Genomic DNA, 15,962 nt, shown 5'->3' with positions numbered 1-15,962 from the left:
ATGAATGCAACGTTGAAGATCATGGCAGCTTGTTTATTATTACTGGCCGCCTGCCAAAACCCAGGTAAGGACAAACAGGACTTCATTCCCGGAACTTACGTAAAGAGTGCGAAAAGTGAATATAGTATCGCTGATGATACCCTTATCATCGAACATACGAACGGAACAAGCTACAAGATCACACAGCGAACCACCTACCAGGCCATAAGGGACGGTAAGTTACTGCCCAAAAAGCACCTCGTACATTATCTTAATGCGTCTTGGGATGACAGCAAGCAGGAACTTGACGAAACAACCACCGGCAAGGTATATCATGCTGATCCTCTAAAACAGGTACTCACCATTAAAAACCTTACCTACCATAAGATCAGGTAAGGGCAATTAACAAGATTTATTAACCATTAAATAACGCCCCGTTTGGGGCGTAAGGGAGGCTTATGAATATTCCCAAAGGGATTTTACATGCCATTAAAAAACTAAAAATCATGAAAAAGTACATGGTCATATTACCCTTATCGGCTGTAACGGTCTTTGTATCCCTGCCCAAAGGCGCAGATGCACAGGTTATTATCGGTCAGGTACTTGGCGAAACCGTAGGCCGGGTCATCCGCGCTATCGATCTACAGGTACAGCGGATGCAGAACCAAACGATCTGGCTTCAAAACGCGCAAAAGGCACTTGAAAATCAATTATCCAAACTAAAGCTTACCGAAATATCAGATTGGTCGCAAAAACAAAAAGATCTTTACGACGGGTATTACAAGGAGCTTTGGCAGGTAAAATCGATCATCGCTTATTACGAGCGTATCAAAGACATTACTACGAAGCAGGCCGCATTGGTCAGCCAGTATAACAATGCCTGGAATTTACTGAAGCAGGACAAGCATTTTAACGCCGAAGAACTCACCTATATGCAATCCGTCTATTCGGGCATTTTGCAGGAAAGCGTAAAAAATCTCGATGAAATATTGGTCGTTATCAACTCATTCAAAACACAGATGAGCGATGCGAAGCGCCTTGAACTGATCGACAAGGCCGCCGACCGCGTGGACACGAATTGCAGCGATCTTAAACAGTTCAATAATCAAAATTACCTGCTTAGTATTCAGCGGGCCAGGGATGAGAACGAGGTAAGCACATTAAAACGCTATTATGGAATCGACTAAGTTAAAAGTCATCATGTTCTGTCTGTTTTGCTTGGCAGCGGCTTCCGTTAAGGCACAGACATTCGCCGAATGGTTTTCTCAGAAAAAAACGCAGATCAAGTACCTGACCCAACAGATCGCTGCTTTACAGCAGTATGGGGCTTACATCAAACAAGGTTACGCGATCTCACAAAATGACTTAGGCAGCATAGGCGGCTATATCAAAGGTGAATACGGTTTACACAACGATTATTACACATCGCTTAAAACGGTAAATCCTGCCATAAAGGGCAATTCCAAAACGGATAGCATTATGGCTTACGCCGCACAGATACCCACACGGTTTGCCCGCTTGAAAAATTTAAGGGGATTGGATGACGATAGCCGCAGCTACCTGGCTGATGTACGGGAAAAAGTATTGGATGATTGCAATAAAGACCTTTCCAAGCTTCAATTGGTCATGACCGATGGCACTGTTCAAATGACAGATGATGAGCGCCTTAAACGTCTCGATGAGATATATGTGTGTATGAAAGATAAGTATGCCTTCACGCTCTCATTCTGCACTGAAGTCAGAACGCTGTTATTGCAAAAGCAACAGGAACTTAATGACATTAACACGCTAAAGCGACTGAATGGTATCGATTAAATAACAGAGCGCAGCAACATTCGTATCGGCTAACAAGGTTGAGGGATCAGCATTTCAGGGTGTTGCCGCGCTCAAGATTGTGAGTTTAACATCAAATTAACATTTGTCATTATGAAATGGATTAGAAAATATTTAAAAAAAATTAAGACGGGCGGCACCCTTGTGATCCTGTTGCTGCTCAGCTTGGTTAAGGAAAACGCAGAAGCGCAAATATCTACAGGGCAGGATATGCAACAACTGTTGCTCGATATCGAGAAGCTGACACAGTTTAAGGCGATACTGTCGGATATGCAGCAGGGCTATTCGATCTTAACGCAAGGCTATGGTCAGGTAAAATCATTGTCGCAAGGAAATTTTAACCTGCATTCCGTTTTCCTGAATGCGCTGCTTCAGGTCAACCCTGAAATAGCGAAATACGCACGGGTAGCTGATATAATTGCAGATGAGGCCAGTATCCTTACGGAATACAAAAAAGCCTACAAGCAATTTCAGAACGGCGGGCATTTCAACGCAGACGAATTGGATTACCTGGCTAAAGTCTACGCACAGCTTACCAGTGCGGCACTTAATGATGTGAACGATCTGGCCAATATTATTACTGCATCTAAAATGCGTATGAGCGATGATGAAAGGCTCTCAGCTATTGACCGTATTTACGCTTCAAGCAGTGATAAGCTTACATTTCTAAGGGACTTTAACCGGCGTGTAAATATCATGGCCTTGCAGCGCCAAAAGGAACAGAACGAGGTCAATAACTTAAAATCTCTGTACCCATGAAAAGTAAAATATTATACACTGGCTTAGCGATACTTTTTTTAAGTAGTGCGGCCTCAACGGTTAATGCGCAGGATATTACGAGCAGTCTCAAAGGTATGCAGCCCATTTTAAATAATGTGTACGACCAAATGATACCCATGTGCAGTAACCTGATTGACGCAGCAAGGGGCATTGCCGGATTTGCAGCGTTATGGTATATCGCATCACGGGTTTGGCGACAGATCGCACACGCCGAACCTCTGGACTTTTACCCGCTCTTGCGGCCCTTTGCGTTGGGTATGGCCATTATGATGTTCCCCTTGGTTATCTCTCTTTTGAACGGCATAATGCAGCCCATCGTTTCGGCCACGGGCGCTATGGTGACCAATTCGGATAACAGCATTGCCTTATTGCTTAAACAAAAGCAGGACGCTATAAAAAATTCCAAAAGTTACCAGATGTATGTTGGTGATGACGGGAACGGCAGCAGGGAAAAATGGTATAAATATACCCATCCCAATGACCCCGACGGTAACGAGGGAACCTTTGAATCTATCGGTAACGACGTAAAATTCTGGATGGATAAGCAGGCGTACAATTTCAAGAACAGCATTAAACAATGGATGTCAGAAATTTTACAGGTATTGTATGCGGCAGCAATTCTCTGTATCAACACTATCCGCACCTTTTACCTGATCGTATTGGCCATACTTGGCCCGCTCGTGTTCGGCTTTGCTGTATTTGATGGCTTACAACATTCGCTACAGCAATGGATAGCCCGTTATATCAACATTTTTTTGTGGCTGCCTATCGCCAACATTTTTGGAAGTATCATCGGTCAGGTGCAGCAACAAATGATCAAGCTGGACATATCGCAGATACAGAGTGCCGGGGACACCTTTTTTTCATCGACAGACACAGCGTACCTCATATTTCTTTGCATTGGGATTGTAGGCTACTTCTCCGTACCGAGTGTTGCCAACTATGTGATACATGCCCACGGCGGTAATGGGTTATTGACAAGAGTTACCAATGTGGCAGCCAGCACGGTCACTACGACCGTTGGGGCGGCCTCTACTGCCGGAAATATGATCGGCGACCGGATGGAGCAAGGCGGGGCCAATCTGATCAACGCGCCCAAAAACTTTATGGAGGGTTACAAGGGTTCAGGCAACAACTACCAAAAAGACCGGCTATCCGGTAAGGACAGCTAATTATTTCATTACCATTTAACACCCATTCAGGGGATAAGGAGGATTATGTTTCAACAATTCAAAAATATAGACACCGCTTTTAAGCATATCAAGCTCTTTAGCTATCTGCTGATCTTCGCCTGCATTGCGATAACCTGCTTTGCGGTTTACAAAAGTTATCAAAGTTCGGACAACTTTAAGAACCACATTTATGTACTGGCTAACGGTAAAGCCTTAGAAGCCATCGCATCGGGTCGAAAGGATAATATCCCGGTAGAATGCCGCGATCATATTAAAACTTTTCATGAGGACTTTTTTAACCTTGATCCCGATGATAAGCAGATACAGGCGACGATCTCTAAAGCATTATATCTGGCTGATGGCAGCGCTAAAACCGCCTACGATAATTTAAAAGAGGCCGGTTATTATAATAACATCATTTCCGGCAGTATCAGTCAGCAGATCACGGTTGATAGCATAAAGCTTAATATTGATCAATATCCTTATGCATTCACCTGCTATGCCACTGAAAAACTGATCAGAAGCACATCTACCACCACACGGAGCTTAATAACACAAGGTTTTTTACGCAATGTAAACCGGAGTGATAACAACCCGCATGGCTTTCTGATCGAGCGTTGGGAAACCGTTGAGAACAGGGATGAACAGGTAAAAAGCACCCAGCCATGAAATTATTAAAAAAAAGAAAGACAGGCAGCGCAGCCGATAACCAGGCATTGCTCAGGGTAAGACTGATGCTGACAGCAAAACAACGGAAGGTCGCAGATTATCTGGACAGGAAAACGCTGTATTGGAACCGCAATTCCAAGATAATAGCATTGGTGATCTTTTGCCTGCTATTTGGCGGCGCCTGCCTGCTGCTGCTCATTAAAGCAATTATTCACTATTAAAAAAATTATAATGACAACACAAGAAGAAAGAAAACGGAAACTCCTGTTGTTTCTCCCGCTTTTACTATTGCCTTTTTTAGCGTTAGGGTTCTATGCGTTAGGCGGCGGCAGAAGCAATGACGGGCAACAAACCGCGAGCGCTAATAAAGGTATCAATACGGAGTTACCCGGTGCGAAATTAAAGAACGACAATTCCGAGGACAAGTTAAGCCTGATGGATAAAGCGAAAAGGGACAGTGCCGCCGCACGTTCTAAAACAGCCGCAGGCGCATTTGCCGCATTGGGTTGGGATACTTCAAAATTCAGCCAACACGTAGACCCTGCTAAAACGGCGGAAGCTAATGAAGTGCAGATCAATGAACGACTGGCACAGATCAATAAGCAAATCAATCAGCCGGTATCAATTAGCAAAAACCCGGCAAATGATTATGGAGCAACGTCCAAGTCCGCTGAACTGGAAAGACTGGAAAAACTGCTAAAGCAAAAACAACAAAATAGTGAGCCTGACCCGCAAATGCAGCAGTTGAGTACCATGCTCGACAAGATCATGCAACTTCAGAACCCGTCATTGGTTAAAGATGAACCCAAACAAAAAGAAGCGGTTGATTCAGATAGCGCTTTCAGCGCGATCCCGGCGATCATTGACGGTGATCAAAAAGTACCGCCGGGCGGCATTGTGAAGCTTCGTCTTAAAGATTCGATCACCATCGGGGGAATTACCTTTCCTAAAGGACAATCCCTTTACGGCTTATGCGCGATCACTAATCAACGCCTCTTGCTGGACATTAAGAATATCCGCTTAGGTAACACCATTATCCCGGTCAACCTCACTGTATTTTCATTAGACGGACTGGTTGGCATCGATGCGCCTAAAGCGGAACTCGCGGGGGCTGCGGGTGACGGCGCGAGCAGTGCATTGACGAATATGCAGTTCTTGTCCATGGATCAATCGCTTTCCACACAGGCGGCGACAGCGGGCATTTCCGCCGCGAAAGGGCTGTTGAGTAAAAAGGTTAAAAAGATCAGGGTTAAGCTGAAAGGCGATCAGACCGTCCTTTTGCGCAATAACCAACAAAAGTAAAATGCCATGAAAAAGGATATAAACAAGGCTGAACAGCTCTGGCAGAATTGGGAAGAACGGCAGCAGCGCATAGAAAAGCTATTAGGCACCAGTGCCGAAAGTACCCGTGTTATACAGCAGGAAAAATACGATTTTATGCGTATGGGCCTGTACAGACTGTCCGGTCAGCCCAATGAAAAAGAGAAGTTTTATCTGAATGCGATCAGGTTGGTTACCAATAATCTGCAAAAAAAGTTATATCCGAACCGTTTTGTCAGGCTTTTACATCAGATCAAAACAAACCTTTATGATAAACCAATGCACTTGCGCAGGTTTCAGCAACAAAAAGACGCAAGCCTTGATCTGCTTAGACAAAGGTTTAAAACATTAGGGCTGTCATCTTACAGCGGCAAATTGGAAAATTACCTTGATCATGAAAGTAACTTGGTCGCGATACCGATGACAACCCAACTAACAGATAAGCGCACTTTGGACGTTAGCGTTCAGTTGGAAAAGGACAAAACGGGCGAATACCATTTCAGGGGCTATCAGGCGACGGTACTTCGGGACGGGCAAATCGAAAGTACACATGCTTTTGGTGCCGACACTATCGTAAAGGCGCAGGAAGCCGTCAATCTTTTGAGCGGCAGGCCGGTATTGCAATCTTACGAGACGGCGGACGGTCTGGTCGCTCAAAAGTGGATACAGTTCGATCTTAATGTAAAGACTGGCACCGATCAATATAAGACAAGAGAATTTCACCACGCATACAGCTTGGAAAAGTCATTGAGTGAGGTTTTACCCAAAATCGGGTTAACCGGCGCTAACAAAAAAGATATGGTATATGAACTCCAACAGGGTAATCAGATCGCTTACGAGGCACGCCCGCCGATCAGCGAAACGCTTTATCTGGAGGCAAATCCCGCCAACCGATCTGTATTGATCCGCGACCAGAACAAGCAGCCCGTCAGCGTGGAAACATTAGTTGCAAGAAAGGAGGATGCACAAAAAATGCGGGTAGACAATACCCTAACGCTTGTCAAAAGTAAAGAATCTGATAAAGAGCAGTCTCAGACGTTCGGCATTGGATAGCTATCAGTTTATCATAGCAAACACATACCATGAATTTAGAAACTAAGCATGCTGAACTGATCATTAAATCACTGGAAAGTGCTATAAAATCGGGGAATCAATATGTGGTATTTGAAATGCAACCAAGCGACCTGCAATTGCAACCCTATCAGCTTGAGTTTTTTGGATCGCGTGACGAAGCACTCGATCACCTCGAAATGAGATCCGGCTTTGGCGCGTTGCCTGGCGACAACCATAACCCGGTATACTATCGCACTATAGATCAGATGATCAATGAAGTAAAAGAATTTAATCCATTAACAAAACAAGGAGTTATGAATTACAACAATCTTGAAAACTTAAAGGAGGAGCTGACAAAGCTATCCTTTAGTAAGAAATCCATTGAGGAAATGCAGAAACAAATGGAACAAGGCGTTCCCGAATTTACATTGAACGAAAAGGTAAAGGGTAATCGGGGGCAGGTTGACCTAACGCTGCATTTTAAGCAGTCCGGCCAGTCCGAAAATTATTACTTTAATAAATTTGAGGCAACCTTATCCACTGCCAAGCCATTAGAAGATGGTCAGAAATACATGGTCATCAGCCCTAACCCTAACGAGCAGGGCAAAAATCTGGTTAAAAATTTTGTAAACGTCACAGAAGCGATCAGCTTTTTTAAGGATCAGAAAGGCGACAGTATCTTAGCCTCCGGTAAAGATGCCGCACATAAGACCGAACTGGCCAAAATGGAAAAAGGCAAGATCAATTATGTTGCTAAAGAATTTCAGGTGCCTTTCCGCGCCCCGGCCAAAATGCAGACCTTTTTTGTAGAACGCGGCAAAGGCTTTTCTGCTGAACAGGCGGCCAACCTGATACAGGGACGCGCGGTTTACAGGGACGACCTCGTAAATGCGGGCGGTGAATATAAAGCCTGGATAAAACTGGACATGGACAGCCCCAAAGACCGGTATCAAAACTACCAGACCAATCAATACCATGTGCCAACCTATGGTTTTGATCTGGAAAGCGTCTTAGACAAGTTCAAGATCAAAGAGCTTGACAACCCGGCAAAAAAGGAGGCCCTTGTACAATCCTTACAAAACGGGAACCGTCCTTTGATCACCACCGTAAAAGACGGTCAGGAGATCAAGTTGCATGTAGAGGCCGTACCCCGCTATAGCCAACTGAATATGTTTCAGGAAAACGGAAAACCTGAAAAACGTGAGCAATTCTTAAAAGTTCCCGTGCTTGATAAAAACCTTAACGTCGGTAAGGCTAAAGAAAAAGAACAGGAACAAGGCTTGGGTGTTTGATCGTTATCGCGCCAACTAAACGACAATTAACAAAATTATTTATATTAAAAATTATTATTATGAGTATTATCGCAAAATTGAAAGACCTGGTTGGTTCAGCAGAAGTTGATGCAGCAAAGTTTTATGAAAAAGGAAATAGCGCAGCCGGAACAAGGTTGCGCAAAGCTTTGCAAGAAATTAAGTCTGTTGCTCAGGAAATACGTCAGGATGTAACGGCAAAGAAAAAAGCATAACTGTAGCCCAATATATAAAAACGCCCTTTCAAGTCATTGACAGGGCGTTTTTATATTAACCCAATATGATATTTTCAAAATTTTCAATCAACCTGATATTCAGAAATTCGACCATAATTTCATGATATAACTCTTTCAGATCGCTTTCTGCACTTAGCTTAATATCTGTGTCTTTTAAGACCCCGCCAAATAAACTTTCTGACTCTATTAATTTTTTAAAATGCTTCATTTCATCAAAATAGGCTTGAGTACCAAGATAACAAAGCCTAAAAGCCTTTATCGAATCCAACCCATCCTTTTCAACCCTTAATTCCCTGATTAGAAAATCTCCAACGGTTTCAATGGCCGGATCGTCTATGTCCCATCCAAGCATTTCTGCCATCAGGCTAAATAGACAGAAAAAGGTTAATGCCGATTTGCACCAGCAGATATTTTTAAATTCAGGTGATTTCAGGACATTTAATTGTTCAGAAGTAACACCATAACGTTTTTGGATACGATCAATAGAAAAATCAATTTCTTCAATCGTGCCTGCTATATGCGCATTCTTTTTGTTCAGCAAGGCCGGTAATGCAAGGGGTGAACCAATGACGTTCAGACCAAAACAAACCGCATAAACGATTAAGACCTCATTTGACCTGATCAACAAATCAATTAAAAATTCTTCATTTTCCGGTTCGAGAGACAGACTAAGGGTATTTAAAACTTTATCGTTTTTTTCAGCTATGAATGACAACTTTTCATTTTCTCCCGTAGGCAACTTAGCACTTGGATCAATTCCCTTATCAAAACTTGCAGTCTCTATATGAATATCAAAGGCGTCCTTGTAACTTATATTATCGAAAATTAAATAATAAAGAAGATTTCGTGTGTCGGCCATATCGTATAGGTTTGGTAAAAGTATCGGCAAAATTAGGTCACATAACTATCTAAAAGTGTGACATGCCAAAAAATAAATCGCAATTATCTTGTTTTGTTTACCTGTTCATGCGCCTTTTTCATCAAACATCAATATCGAAAGGTTTGGCGATAAACTCATTGATCTTAATAGTTTTAGCCATTAAATGGCCATCGAAATGGGTGGTCATTGAAAGGACAGGAATTTCGTGAGGAATGTCACAATCTTTAAGTTGCCTGCAAACATCAATACCGCTACCGTACCATATCGTGTTTAAACAAATCCGGTAACGAACCTTCGAGCAATACATTTAGGTTAATTTCGTATTTTTTTTTAACATTAGGTTAATATCAGGGCTGATTAAGTATGGCAGCCGCTTTTAACATAAGCCTGAACTGGTCGTCATCGACTGGTAAATGGAGCCGGGTGAGCAGGTAGTCGCACTGCATATTGGCGATGTTCTCATCTAACTGGCTATCTGAATTGATAGAAATAGCCGCATCTGCAATGGCCGATTCCGACATGAGTTCATTGCTGAAATTAACTAAAACACTTGTCAGATCTTCCTCCATATCTATTTCAGGCAAACACAACCGCAATTCTCTGAATGATTGGTGAGGCGAAAGATCAATCGCCATTTCTTTAACCAGTTTTTCGCCAAGTTCATCTATCACCTCGCCCTCAAAAAACTCCTCGTTATATAACAATCCGGTTAGGCAAGCCACGTAACTTATAAATTTCGCTTTCGATGCAACCCATATTGGTTTCCAGTAAGCTGGTAAAAAGAAGTCTTTTAATTCCGAAACAGAATCTTTTTCAATACGCTTTTTAATGGTTTTGATCGCTTTATTTGCTGCTACAGCTTTGGGCCCAGTTTCTAACGCATAAGCCATTAAGGTCGGCACCGCGAACAGACCGCCCGAAGTTCCCAATGCGGCACAGATCGTCCTGAAAAGAAAAATACTCTCTGTTTTTCGCAATGCCTTATGTAAGTGAAGTTCATCTTCACGATTCTCCTCATTATAGCCCTCATTCAGCAGCTTTTCTAAAATATCATAGGTTCTTTGGTCATCCATAGGCCGCCTGGAATTAATGTAGATCAAAATTAAGGATTTAAAATTTAACCTCTGGGAAACCAGCGTTAAAGCCGCTTCTTTCCGTTCCTGCATTCAGCCGCTTTCCCGCTTTGGCATATATGGCGGCCCTGCCGCCAATTATGTACCCGCCTTTTGCTATGTCATAAAGTCTTTTACAACACCTGATATTTTACTCCACTGGCTTTTTACAAAGCAAATTTCTGAACGGCAGGTCTGAATGTCAAGACCGGGGCCTTCGGTTTTTGAAAAAAAATCTTCCCTGCTCGCTACGCTCACGAGGTATTTTTTCCCAAAAAGTCTTGCCCTTCAGACTGCCGTATTCAGGTGAGTTGCTCAATAAAAAGCCACCGGAGGCTGCTGCCGAGGGTGACTTACTTAAAGAGCAAAAACCATGAACGCAGAAAAAAAAGCAAACGGTAGAAGCCCACCGCACAGCCCGCAGCTTGGCGACAAGCCGCCACGGCTGACACCCGACACACGCCCTTTCGGGCAATTGATCCATTCAGTTAAAAACAATTTAAAAATTAGAAATCATGAAAACTACAGTAATAGGAAGCGAAAAAATTAACAAGGTTGATAACAAAGCGCAAAACGGTACAGCGGGCAAAATTAACAACCTGCCAGTAAGTACTTCATTTAATGCACCTGCCAAAAAGGACGAAACCAAAAAGGACGAGCCGGCAAATGAAGCACCACAGGCAATAACCGCAACCGCTCCCGAGCAGCCTACCGCCAAAGTTGAACCGCCAAAAGCGGAAGAAACAAAACCGCAGGTAGAGGAACCAAAGCAAGAGCCAAAGGCCGAGCCGACCAAAGCGGAAGTTAAGGCAGCCATTAAACCCGTGCTTAATCTGGAAAGCACTTTAAAATTAGTAGAGGAAATGCACCGTAAGAGTAAACAGCGCACCAAGTTGCAGGAGACCATTAAAAATTTAGAGGGTTTCGAGGTTGAGTTACGGGACGAGGCCGACACCACCGACACCAACTACTATACAGGTTGTGTACTGGTTATCGAGGATGACAAGCGCAACAAGTTTGAAACCAAGAACCCAACTATCATTTGGGCAGTGGCACAGATGGTAAACAGCATGTGCGTCGATAAACTGGCAGAGATCGAAGCATCAATTGTATTGCCCCAATAATTAAAGAAATGCCCCGTGCGATCGCACCATTGCACGGGGCATATTAAACTAATAACCATTAAAATAGGCTAATCAAATGTACGAGTTATTTATCGAATTGACCGACCAAATATTTTGGGATGGTTACGCCGAAAACTTAGCCCTTGAAAATCCCGCATTGTTCCAGTTGGAATATAACGAGTTTTTAAACGGCCACAATTAATGATCGCCATGAAAGACACAGTTTATTTATTGATCAAAGTGGTGATCGATACCAATTACCGAAACATACAGGATGCTATAGGCGAGGTACAACGCAATACGATCTATACCGTGATTGATAGCAAAAATGTAAAGGTGATCGATAGTAAGATCATGGATCTGCGGACCAAACGCAAATAATTTTTAACAACCAAATTTTAAGACAATGACAGCTTTAAATAATAACATCGTTAAGCCAAAAGTTTGGCAAATGATAGGTAAAACCATTTCACCGAATGCAACAAGTGCAGAAGCGATACAGGAAGCGAGTTTGGATTTCGAGGTAGTAAAGCGCTCAAATATTCATCCCTTGCCAAGTGGCATAAACATCATATCCGAGAACAGTTACTTTACTTTCCGTACTGATACCGAGGCGATCTTAGGCGATAAGATCGGCAGCGATTACGCCGTAGTGCAGAATACACAGGCGTTTGATTTTTTCGACAGCATTGCAGGGGGTAAAAATCTCATAAAATATGAAACAGCCGGTGCGTTGGGTTATGGAGAAACGATTTTTATCACCGCCAAGCTGCCGGAACATATTCGTGTCGGCAGGGATGATCTGATCGACAATTATTTGTTTTTGACATCTACCCATAACGGCACGGGCTGCATAACCATAGCATTTACCCCGGTGCGTATTTGGTGTTCAAATACCCTAAATGCAGCTTTGAAAAATTGCACCAATGCTATATCAATTCGTCATACCGCAAGCGCAGAGGAAAAGCTAAAGAGCGCACACAAGATGTTAGGTTTATCCGACCAATTGACCGTTGAACTGGAGGCGATTTTTAACCGATGGACACGGGTACGTATTACCGACCCGCAGGTAAAACGGCTGATACAGATAGCCATGATACCGAACAAGGAAACATTTGACAAATTGAAAACAGGCAGGGAAGCCGAGTTATCAAGCCATTACAACAACATGGTAAGCAGTGTTTTTGATTACGCCATGACCGCTAACAGTCAGCAGGAACACACTACCAAAGGGACGTTGTTCGGGGCGTATAACAGTATCACCGGGTATTTTCAGAACGTCCGCAATTTTAGGGACGAGGAAAGCAAATTTAAAAGCATCATGTATGGTACAGGTTCACAAAGGGGGCAAACAGCTTTTGACCTCTGTACTGATTTCGCCAAGCATGGCACGGATGCGCTGATATTGAATTAACCTAAATAAGGCGGGGCAATCCCGCCTTATTCAAATATTACAGCAATGGAAGAATTAACGATTTGCTACGAATATGATTTTGCCTTAACCGTCCGAAAGAAGAACGGGAGGCTATATAAAAATCATCATATCGGAGCGATAGGAATAAGTTTTAGCACCGCTCTATTTGATGCCTATACCATCCTAAAGAAACAAAAATGTGAAATACTGGCTATCAATCATGTGAAAGCTAAAAGTATCGCATTCGCTTTTGACAAGGACGGAGCAGCCGTAAAGATCAGCTTAAAAGACCGTCCCCCCGTGATGCCTGATGATTACGAAAAAGAACTAAGTCGATTACCTAAAAAACACTAACATGAAAAATCTAAGAAATCTCACCAATACAGATAAAGCCAAATTGTTATACGAGCTTTTTCCCGAAGAAATAGCACCGCTTTTAGACCGCATCCAAGCGGTATGCGCCGACCTGAAAACCAATCAGGATGAACACCGCAAAACATGGGATCTCGGTTTAATGACTTTTGATATGTGGCTGCAACTATCCGAACAGGTAGACGAGCGGATAAGAAAATACCGCCCAAACTTGGTTAAAAGCAGTAAAGTATTTTCCGAACAGCTTTTTGGTTCTTTTGATTACACGGTGCTTTTTGTAAATGACCGTATTATTAAATATGCGCAGCACGATAGCGAGGATAAAAAATTTACACTGGCAGTTGACCTATTATTTAACGCTTAATCTTATTATCATGGCTACCGAAAAATGCTTATACGACAGATGGTTTGATAATGAGAGATCCAACCTCAATAAATTTACGATTACTTTATTTCAGCTTTTCCAGTACGCAGACGGCGGGAACCGTCAAATCATCCTAGATAGCGGGCATGAATTTTTCATAAATTCTGTAAATGTTTAGCTTTTGGCCTATTAATTTTGAGCCAAATTAAGCCGTTTAAAGACGTACAGACCGTCATGGACATAGTACACTATCAATCGTAAATAATGCCTCATATCGCCTAATTTGAAGCCAAATTGGGTGTTATGAGGCATCGTTAATGGCGGCGAAAAGCTTGCGATACCTTCCGTTAACTCAATATTTCTACCTTTAAAAAACAGGCTTTTACACTTCATAAATTTCTATTTGAACCGCAAAATTTCATTTCCTTTAACGAAAGCCTTTGCCGACAGTATTCATTTAGTAACATTAAATTAAAGTCGAAAATATATTATTTCTATATGTTTTATTAACTGTCCGGCAATTTATTTAATCCTTATAGCAATATGAGAATGTTTAATCAACATCAAAAGCGAACAAGGTATGTGTCAACGTTATTAAAATATAATCTTTTAATAAAATATTTGAAATTGAATATTAATATAAAAGTTTTTTAACTTAGCATATAACCTGGACCAAAAAGTGAAAAAGACACCTACCTTTATTTTTTTTCTTTCCGCAATGTTTTTGCATGTAGCTTTGTGCAAAGCTCAAGTAAATTTAACCTTACGCCAAACAATAGACTCCGCCCTACGAAGGAATCTCCAATTAAAAAGAAGTCAGGTAAATCAAAAAATTGCATCGGCGGTAGTACTTCAATCACGCTATAACTTGTTACCTACTTTAACAGCCAATCCACAACTATCGTTTAATTGGGGAAGAACACTCGATGTTTCCACCTATAATTATGTTAATCAAAGGGTATTTCTAACAAATGGTACTCTCGGCAGCCAAGTTACACTGTTTCAGGGAGGTGTTTTAAGAAATCAAATTCTTCAAAATAAAATTTTATTGGAAGCTGAAAATAGCGCGTTAAAAAGAAATGAGTACGAACTGACAATCGCTGCTATGACCGCTTTCTTTCAAATCCTTGCATCCGAAGAATTGCTAAACGCCGCGCGGGAACAGGTTCGGCTGGCTAAATTAAATGTTGAAAAAATGCAGCGAAATTTTGACTTAGGAAATAAGACTTCAACGGATATAGCACAAATACGGGCGCAGCAAGCTAATACGGAATCAGATCAAGCCAGTATAGAGAATCAACTGGAAGTGAGCATTTTAAACTTAAGGCAGTTAATAAATATTGATGAAGATACATTGATTCTTAAAAAACCAGATGTAAACAAAATAAAAGATCTTTGGATGCATATGGATACTTCTGAATTAATAGATAAAAGCATAAAATTAAATCCCAGTATTCAAGAAGCCAATTACCAAAAACGGGCTGCATATGTTGGTGTACAAGTGGCAAAGAGTTCGTACTATCCAACACTAATTTTATACGGTCAGGTTGGTACAAATTACTCGAATGCAAGAACCTTAACCTCAGGCTATAGAATAGTGGGTTTCGACACGATTGGTATTACTGCCACATCAAATGAACCAGTTTTATCTCCTTCGTTAATTCCTGTTACTAAAAAGTATAGATTGACCAATCAATTAAAAGATAACTTTTATCAGGCCGCTGGTTTAACTTTGCAAATTCCCATTGTGAATCATTTTACAGCTCGAATAAATGTCAAAAAAGCCCAATTGGCTTATTATGACGCGGTTTTAGCAAATGAAATAGTGGTAAGCAATTTTAAGAAAGTTTTTAAACAGGCATTGGCCGACCTAAAATCAGCCAGAAAAAAATTAGCGGCCGCAGTTGCGAACGTAACTGAATCTAAACAAGTTTTGTTCGCATCAGATAAACGTTATCAAATTGGCTTACTGAACGCATTAGACTATGAAACCGCCGTTAGTAATTTTAATCGAGCCCAGTTTCAGGAAATCCAAGCAAGATACGATCTGATTTTTAAACAAAAACTGATTGAGTTTTATATCGGTGAACAGCTCGATTTTTGAAGTAACGTAACTAAAATGCTTTTCTATAAAAACAACCACCTTATCCAACCCAACCCGCCATGAAACTCGACATTTATATCGACCGAATAAACAAGCTCGATAAACTACTGGAACAAAAAACAACAGGGACGCCCGCCGAACTTGCGAAGAAACTAAAATAAGCAAGAGTCGATTGTTTTGCGTTATAGATGACCTTAAATATATGGATGTTCCAATTAAATATAGCCGAAAATTGCAAAC

Annotated in this window: 22 protein-coding genes; 19 read left to right on the top strand and 3 right to left on the bottom strand. The window is 41.8% G+C overall.

Annotated elements, in window-relative coordinates:
• The 11 genes from DIU38_RS06030 (at position 1) to DIU38_RS05980 (ending at position 8,331) form a co-directional block, all read left to right on the top strand.
• Positions 1 to 375, top strand: coding sequence for a hypothetical protein (locus tag DIU38_RS06030; protein ID WP_146750410.1), 375 nt, complete (start codon positions 1 to 3; stop codon positions 373 to 375).
• 110 nt (positions 376 to 485) lie between these two features.
• A complete protein-coding gene (locus DIU38_RS06025; RefSeq protein ID WP_112656899.1) occupies positions 486 to 1,166 on the top strand; it encodes a conjugal transfer protein TraI in 681 nt (226 codons plus the stop codon).
• Positions 1,153 to 1,794: a hypothetical protein gene (locus DIU38_RS06020; protein ID WP_112656780.1), complete on the top strand. Its 642-nt coding sequence runs from the start codon at positions 1,153 to 1,155 to the stop codon at positions 1,792 to 1,794. Before DIU38_RS06025 ends, DIU38_RS06020 begins: the two co-directional genes overlap by 14 nt.
• A 111-nt stretch (positions 1,795 to 1,905) precedes the next feature.
• Positions 1,906 to 2,571: a TerB family tellurite resistance protein gene (locus DIU38_RS06015; protein WP_112656778.1), complete on the top strand. Its 666-nt coding sequence runs from the start codon at positions 1,906 to 1,908 to the stop codon at positions 2,569 to 2,571.
• Positions 2,568 to 3,764 (top strand): conjugative transposon protein TraJ, encoded by a 1,197-nt coding sequence (gene traJ / locus DIU38_RS06010; RefSeq protein WP_112656776.1) that lies wholly within the window; start codon positions 2,568 to 2,570, stop codon positions 3,762 to 3,764. The genes DIU38_RS06015 and traJ overlap by 4 nt, the downstream gene beginning before the upstream one ends.
• A 45-nt stretch (positions 3,765 to 3,809) precedes the next feature.
• Complete coding sequence (traK, locus tag DIU38_RS06005) at positions 3,810 to 4,433, top strand: conjugative transposon protein TraK (RefSeq protein ID WP_112656774.1); 624 nt, start codon at positions 3,810 to 3,812, stop codon at positions 4,431 to 4,433.
• Positions 4,430 to 4,654 carry a hypothetical protein gene (locus DIU38_RS06000; RefSeq protein WP_112656772.1) on the top strand — a complete coding sequence of 75 codons (225 nt, stop codon included), beginning with the start codon at positions 4,430 to 4,432 and terminating at the stop codon, positions 4,652 to 4,654. The genes traK and DIU38_RS06000 overlap by 4 nt, the downstream gene beginning before the upstream one ends.
• 10 nt (positions 4,655 to 4,664) lie before the next feature.
• On the top strand, positions 4,665 to 5,735 hold the full coding sequence (locus tag DIU38_RS05995; protein ID WP_243770803.1) for a conjugative transposon protein TraM: 1,071 nt from the start codon (positions 4,665 to 4,667) through the stop codon (positions 5,733 to 5,735).
• A gap of 6 nt (positions 5,736 to 5,741) precedes the next feature.
• Positions 5,742 to 6,806: a hypothetical protein gene (locus tag DIU38_RS05990; RefSeq protein ID WP_112656770.1), complete on the top strand. Its 1,065-nt coding sequence runs from the start codon at positions 5,742 to 5,744 to the stop codon at positions 6,804 to 6,806.
• A gap of 29 nt (positions 6,807 to 6,835) precedes the next feature.
• Positions 6,836 to 8,098, top strand: coding sequence for a hypothetical protein (locus tag DIU38_RS05985; RefSeq protein WP_243770804.1), 1,263 nt, complete (start codon positions 6,836 to 6,838; stop codon positions 8,096 to 8,098).
• Positions 8,099 to 8,157: 59 nt separating this feature from the next.
• Positions 8,158 to 8,331, top strand: a complete 174-nt coding sequence (locus DIU38_RS05980; RefSeq protein WP_112656768.1) for a histone H1 — start codon at positions 8,158 to 8,160, stop codon at positions 8,329 to 8,331.
• A 55-nt stretch (positions 8,332 to 8,386) separates the two neighbouring features.
• On the opposite strand, the gene DIU38_RS05975 is transcribed toward DIU38_RS05980, so the two are convergent.
• The 3 genes from DIU38_RS05975 to DIU38_RS05965 all read right to left on the bottom strand — a co-directional run bounded on the left by DIU38_RS05975 (position 8,387) and on the right by DIU38_RS05965 (position 10,305).
• Positions 8,387 to 9,211 carry a hypothetical protein gene (locus tag DIU38_RS05975; RefSeq protein ID WP_112656766.1) on the bottom strand — a complete coding sequence of 275 codons (825 nt, stop codon included), beginning with the start codon at positions 9,209 to 9,211 and terminating at the stop codon, positions 8,387 to 8,389.
• Between the two features lie 121 nt (positions 9,212 to 9,332).
• Positions 9,333 to 9,539 (bottom strand): PleD family two-component system response regulator, encoded by a 207-nt coding sequence (locus DIU38_RS05970; protein ID WP_146750411.1) that lies wholly within the window; start codon positions 9,537 to 9,539, stop codon positions 9,333 to 9,335.
• Positions 9,540 to 9,579: 40 nt separating this feature from the next.
• The gene (locus tag DIU38_RS05965; RefSeq protein ID WP_112656764.1) at positions 9,580 to 10,305 is read right to left on the bottom strand and encodes a hypothetical protein; all 726 of its coding nucleotides are present in this window, start codon (positions 10,303 to 10,305) and stop codon (positions 9,580 to 9,582) included.
• A gap of 412 nt (positions 10,306 to 10,717) precedes the next feature.
• On the opposite strand from DIU38_RS05965, the gene DIU38_RS32920 reads away from it, so the two are divergent.
• The 8 genes from DIU38_RS32920 to DIU38_RS05940 all read left to right on the top strand — a co-directional run bounded on the left by DIU38_RS32920 (position 10,718) and on the right by DIU38_RS05940 (position 15,722).
• On the top strand, positions 10,718 to 10,894 hold the full coding sequence (locus tag DIU38_RS32920) for a hypothetical protein (RefSeq protein ID WP_167516093.1): 177 nt from the start codon (positions 10,718 to 10,720) through the stop codon (positions 10,892 to 10,894).
• Positions 10,860 to 11,468, top strand: coding sequence for a dihydrolipoyllysine-residue succinyltransferase component of 2-oxoglutarate dehydrogenase complex (locus DIU38_RS05960; protein ID WP_208057573.1), 609 nt, complete (start codon positions 10,860 to 10,862; stop codon positions 11,466 to 11,468). Before DIU38_RS32920 ends, DIU38_RS05960 begins: the two co-directional genes overlap by 35 nt.
• A gap of 76 nt (positions 11,469 to 11,544) precedes the next feature.
• A complete protein-coding gene (locus DIU38_RS34400; protein WP_262714282.1) occupies positions 11,545 to 11,670 on the top strand; it encodes a hypothetical protein in 126 nt (41 codons plus the stop codon).
• Positions 11,671 to 11,678: 8 nt separating this feature from the next.
• On the top strand, positions 11,679 to 11,849 hold the full coding sequence (locus DIU38_RS32915) for a hypothetical protein (protein ID WP_167516092.1): 171 nt from the start codon (positions 11,679 to 11,681) through the stop codon (positions 11,847 to 11,849).
• Positions 11,850 to 11,874: 25 nt separating this feature from the next.
• A complete protein-coding gene (locus DIU38_RS05955) occupies positions 11,875 to 12,882 on the top strand; it encodes a DUF932 domain-containing protein (protein ID WP_112656760.1) in 1,008 nt (335 codons plus the stop codon).
• Between the two features lie 45 nt (positions 12,883 to 12,927).
• The gene (locus tag DIU38_RS05950) at positions 12,928 to 13,236 is read left to right on the top strand and encodes a hypothetical protein (RefSeq protein WP_112656758.1); all 309 of its coding nucleotides are present in this window, start codon (positions 12,928 to 12,930) and stop codon (positions 13,234 to 13,236) included.
• A 1-nt stretch (position 13,237) separates the two neighbouring features.
• The gene (locus DIU38_RS05945; protein WP_112656756.1) at positions 13,238 to 13,618 is read left to right on the top strand and encodes a hypothetical protein; all 381 of its coding nucleotides are present in this window, start codon (positions 13,238 to 13,240) and stop codon (positions 13,616 to 13,618) included.
• A gap of 679 nt (positions 13,619 to 14,297) precedes the next feature.
• A complete protein-coding gene (locus DIU38_RS05940) occupies positions 14,298 to 15,722 on the top strand; it encodes a TolC family protein (RefSeq protein WP_146750412.1) in 1,425 nt (474 codons plus the stop codon).
• The last annotated feature ends 240 nt before the right edge of the window (positions 15,723 to 15,962 follow it).

Origin of the sequence: Mucilaginibacter metallidurans (genome assembly GCF_003286435.2) — a bacterium.
In the GTDB taxonomy this organism is placed as follows: Bacteria; Bacteroidota; Bacteroidia; order Sphingobacteriales; family Sphingobacteriaceae; genus Mucilaginibacter; species Mucilaginibacter gossypii.
Note: the sequence above shows the minus strand (reverse complement) of the source record. Positions and strands in the feature narration are given on the sequence as shown.

Coding starts and splice junctions, on each gene's coding strand:
- DIU38_RS06030 (WP_146750410.1), top strand. CDS start 1: ATGAATGCAACGTTGAAGATCATGGCAGCTTGTTTATTATTACTGGCC.
- DIU38_RS06025 (WP_112656899.1), top strand. CDS start 486: ATGAAAAAGTACATGGTCATATTACCCTTATCGGCTGTAACGGTCTTT.
- DIU38_RS06020 (WP_112656780.1), top strand. CDS start 1,153: ATGGAATCGACTAAGTTAAAAGTCATCATGTTCTGTCTGTTTTGCTTG.
- DIU38_RS06015 (WP_112656778.1), top strand. CDS start 1,906: ATGAAATGGATTAGAAAATATTTAAAAAAAATTAAGACGGGCGGCACC.
- traJ (WP_112656776.1), top strand. CDS start 2,568: ATGAAAAGTAAAATATTATACACTGGCTTAGCGATACTTTTTTTAAGT.
- traK (WP_112656774.1), top strand. CDS start 3,810: ATGTTTCAACAATTCAAAAATATAGACACCGCTTTTAAGCATATCAAG.
- DIU38_RS06000 (WP_112656772.1), top strand. CDS start 4,430: ATGAAATTATTAAAAAAAAGAAAGACAGGCAGCGCAGCCGATAACCAG.
- DIU38_RS05995 (WP_243770803.1), top strand. CDS start 4,665: ATGACAACACAAGAAGAAAGAAAACGGAAACTCCTGTTGTTTCTCCCG.
- DIU38_RS05990 (WP_112656770.1), top strand. CDS start 5,742: ATGAAAAAGGATATAAACAAGGCTGAACAGCTCTGGCAGAATTGGGAA.
- DIU38_RS05985 (WP_243770804.1), top strand. CDS start 6,836: ATGAATTTAGAAACTAAGCATGCTGAACTGATCATTAAATCACTGGAA.
- DIU38_RS05980 (WP_112656768.1), top strand. CDS start 8,158: ATGAGTATTATCGCAAAATTGAAAGACCTGGTTGGTTCAGCAGAAGTT.
- DIU38_RS05975 (WP_112656766.1), bottom strand. CDS start 9,211: ATGGCCGACACACGAAATCTTCTTTATTATTTAATTTTCGATAATATA.
- DIU38_RS05970 (WP_146750411.1), bottom strand. CDS start 9,539: ATGTATTGCTCGAAGGTTCGTTACCGGATTTGTTTAAACACGATATGG.
- DIU38_RS05965 (WP_112656764.1), bottom strand. CDS start 10,305: ATGGATGACCAAAGAACCTATGATATTTTAGAAAAGCTGCTGAATGAG.
- DIU38_RS32920 (WP_167516093.1), top strand. CDS start 10,718: ATGAACGCAGAAAAAAAAGCAAACGGTAGAAGCCCACCGCACAGCCCG.
- DIU38_RS05960 (WP_208057573.1), top strand. CDS start 10,860: ATGAAAACTACAGTAATAGGAAGCGAAAAAATTAACAAGGTTGATAAC.
- DIU38_RS34400 (WP_262714282.1), top strand. CDS start 11,545: ATGTACGAGTTATTTATCGAATTGACCGACCAAATATTTTGGGATGGT.
- DIU38_RS32915 (WP_167516092.1), top strand. CDS start 11,679: ATGAAAGACACAGTTTATTTATTGATCAAAGTGGTGATCGATACCAAT.
- DIU38_RS05955 (WP_112656760.1), top strand. CDS start 11,875: ATGACAGCTTTAAATAATAACATCGTTAAGCCAAAAGTTTGGCAAATG.
- DIU38_RS05950 (WP_112656758.1), top strand. CDS start 12,928: ATGGAAGAATTAACGATTTGCTACGAATATGATTTTGCCTTAACCGTC.
- DIU38_RS05945 (WP_112656756.1), top strand. CDS start 13,238: ATGAAAAATCTAAGAAATCTCACCAATACAGATAAAGCCAAATTGTTA.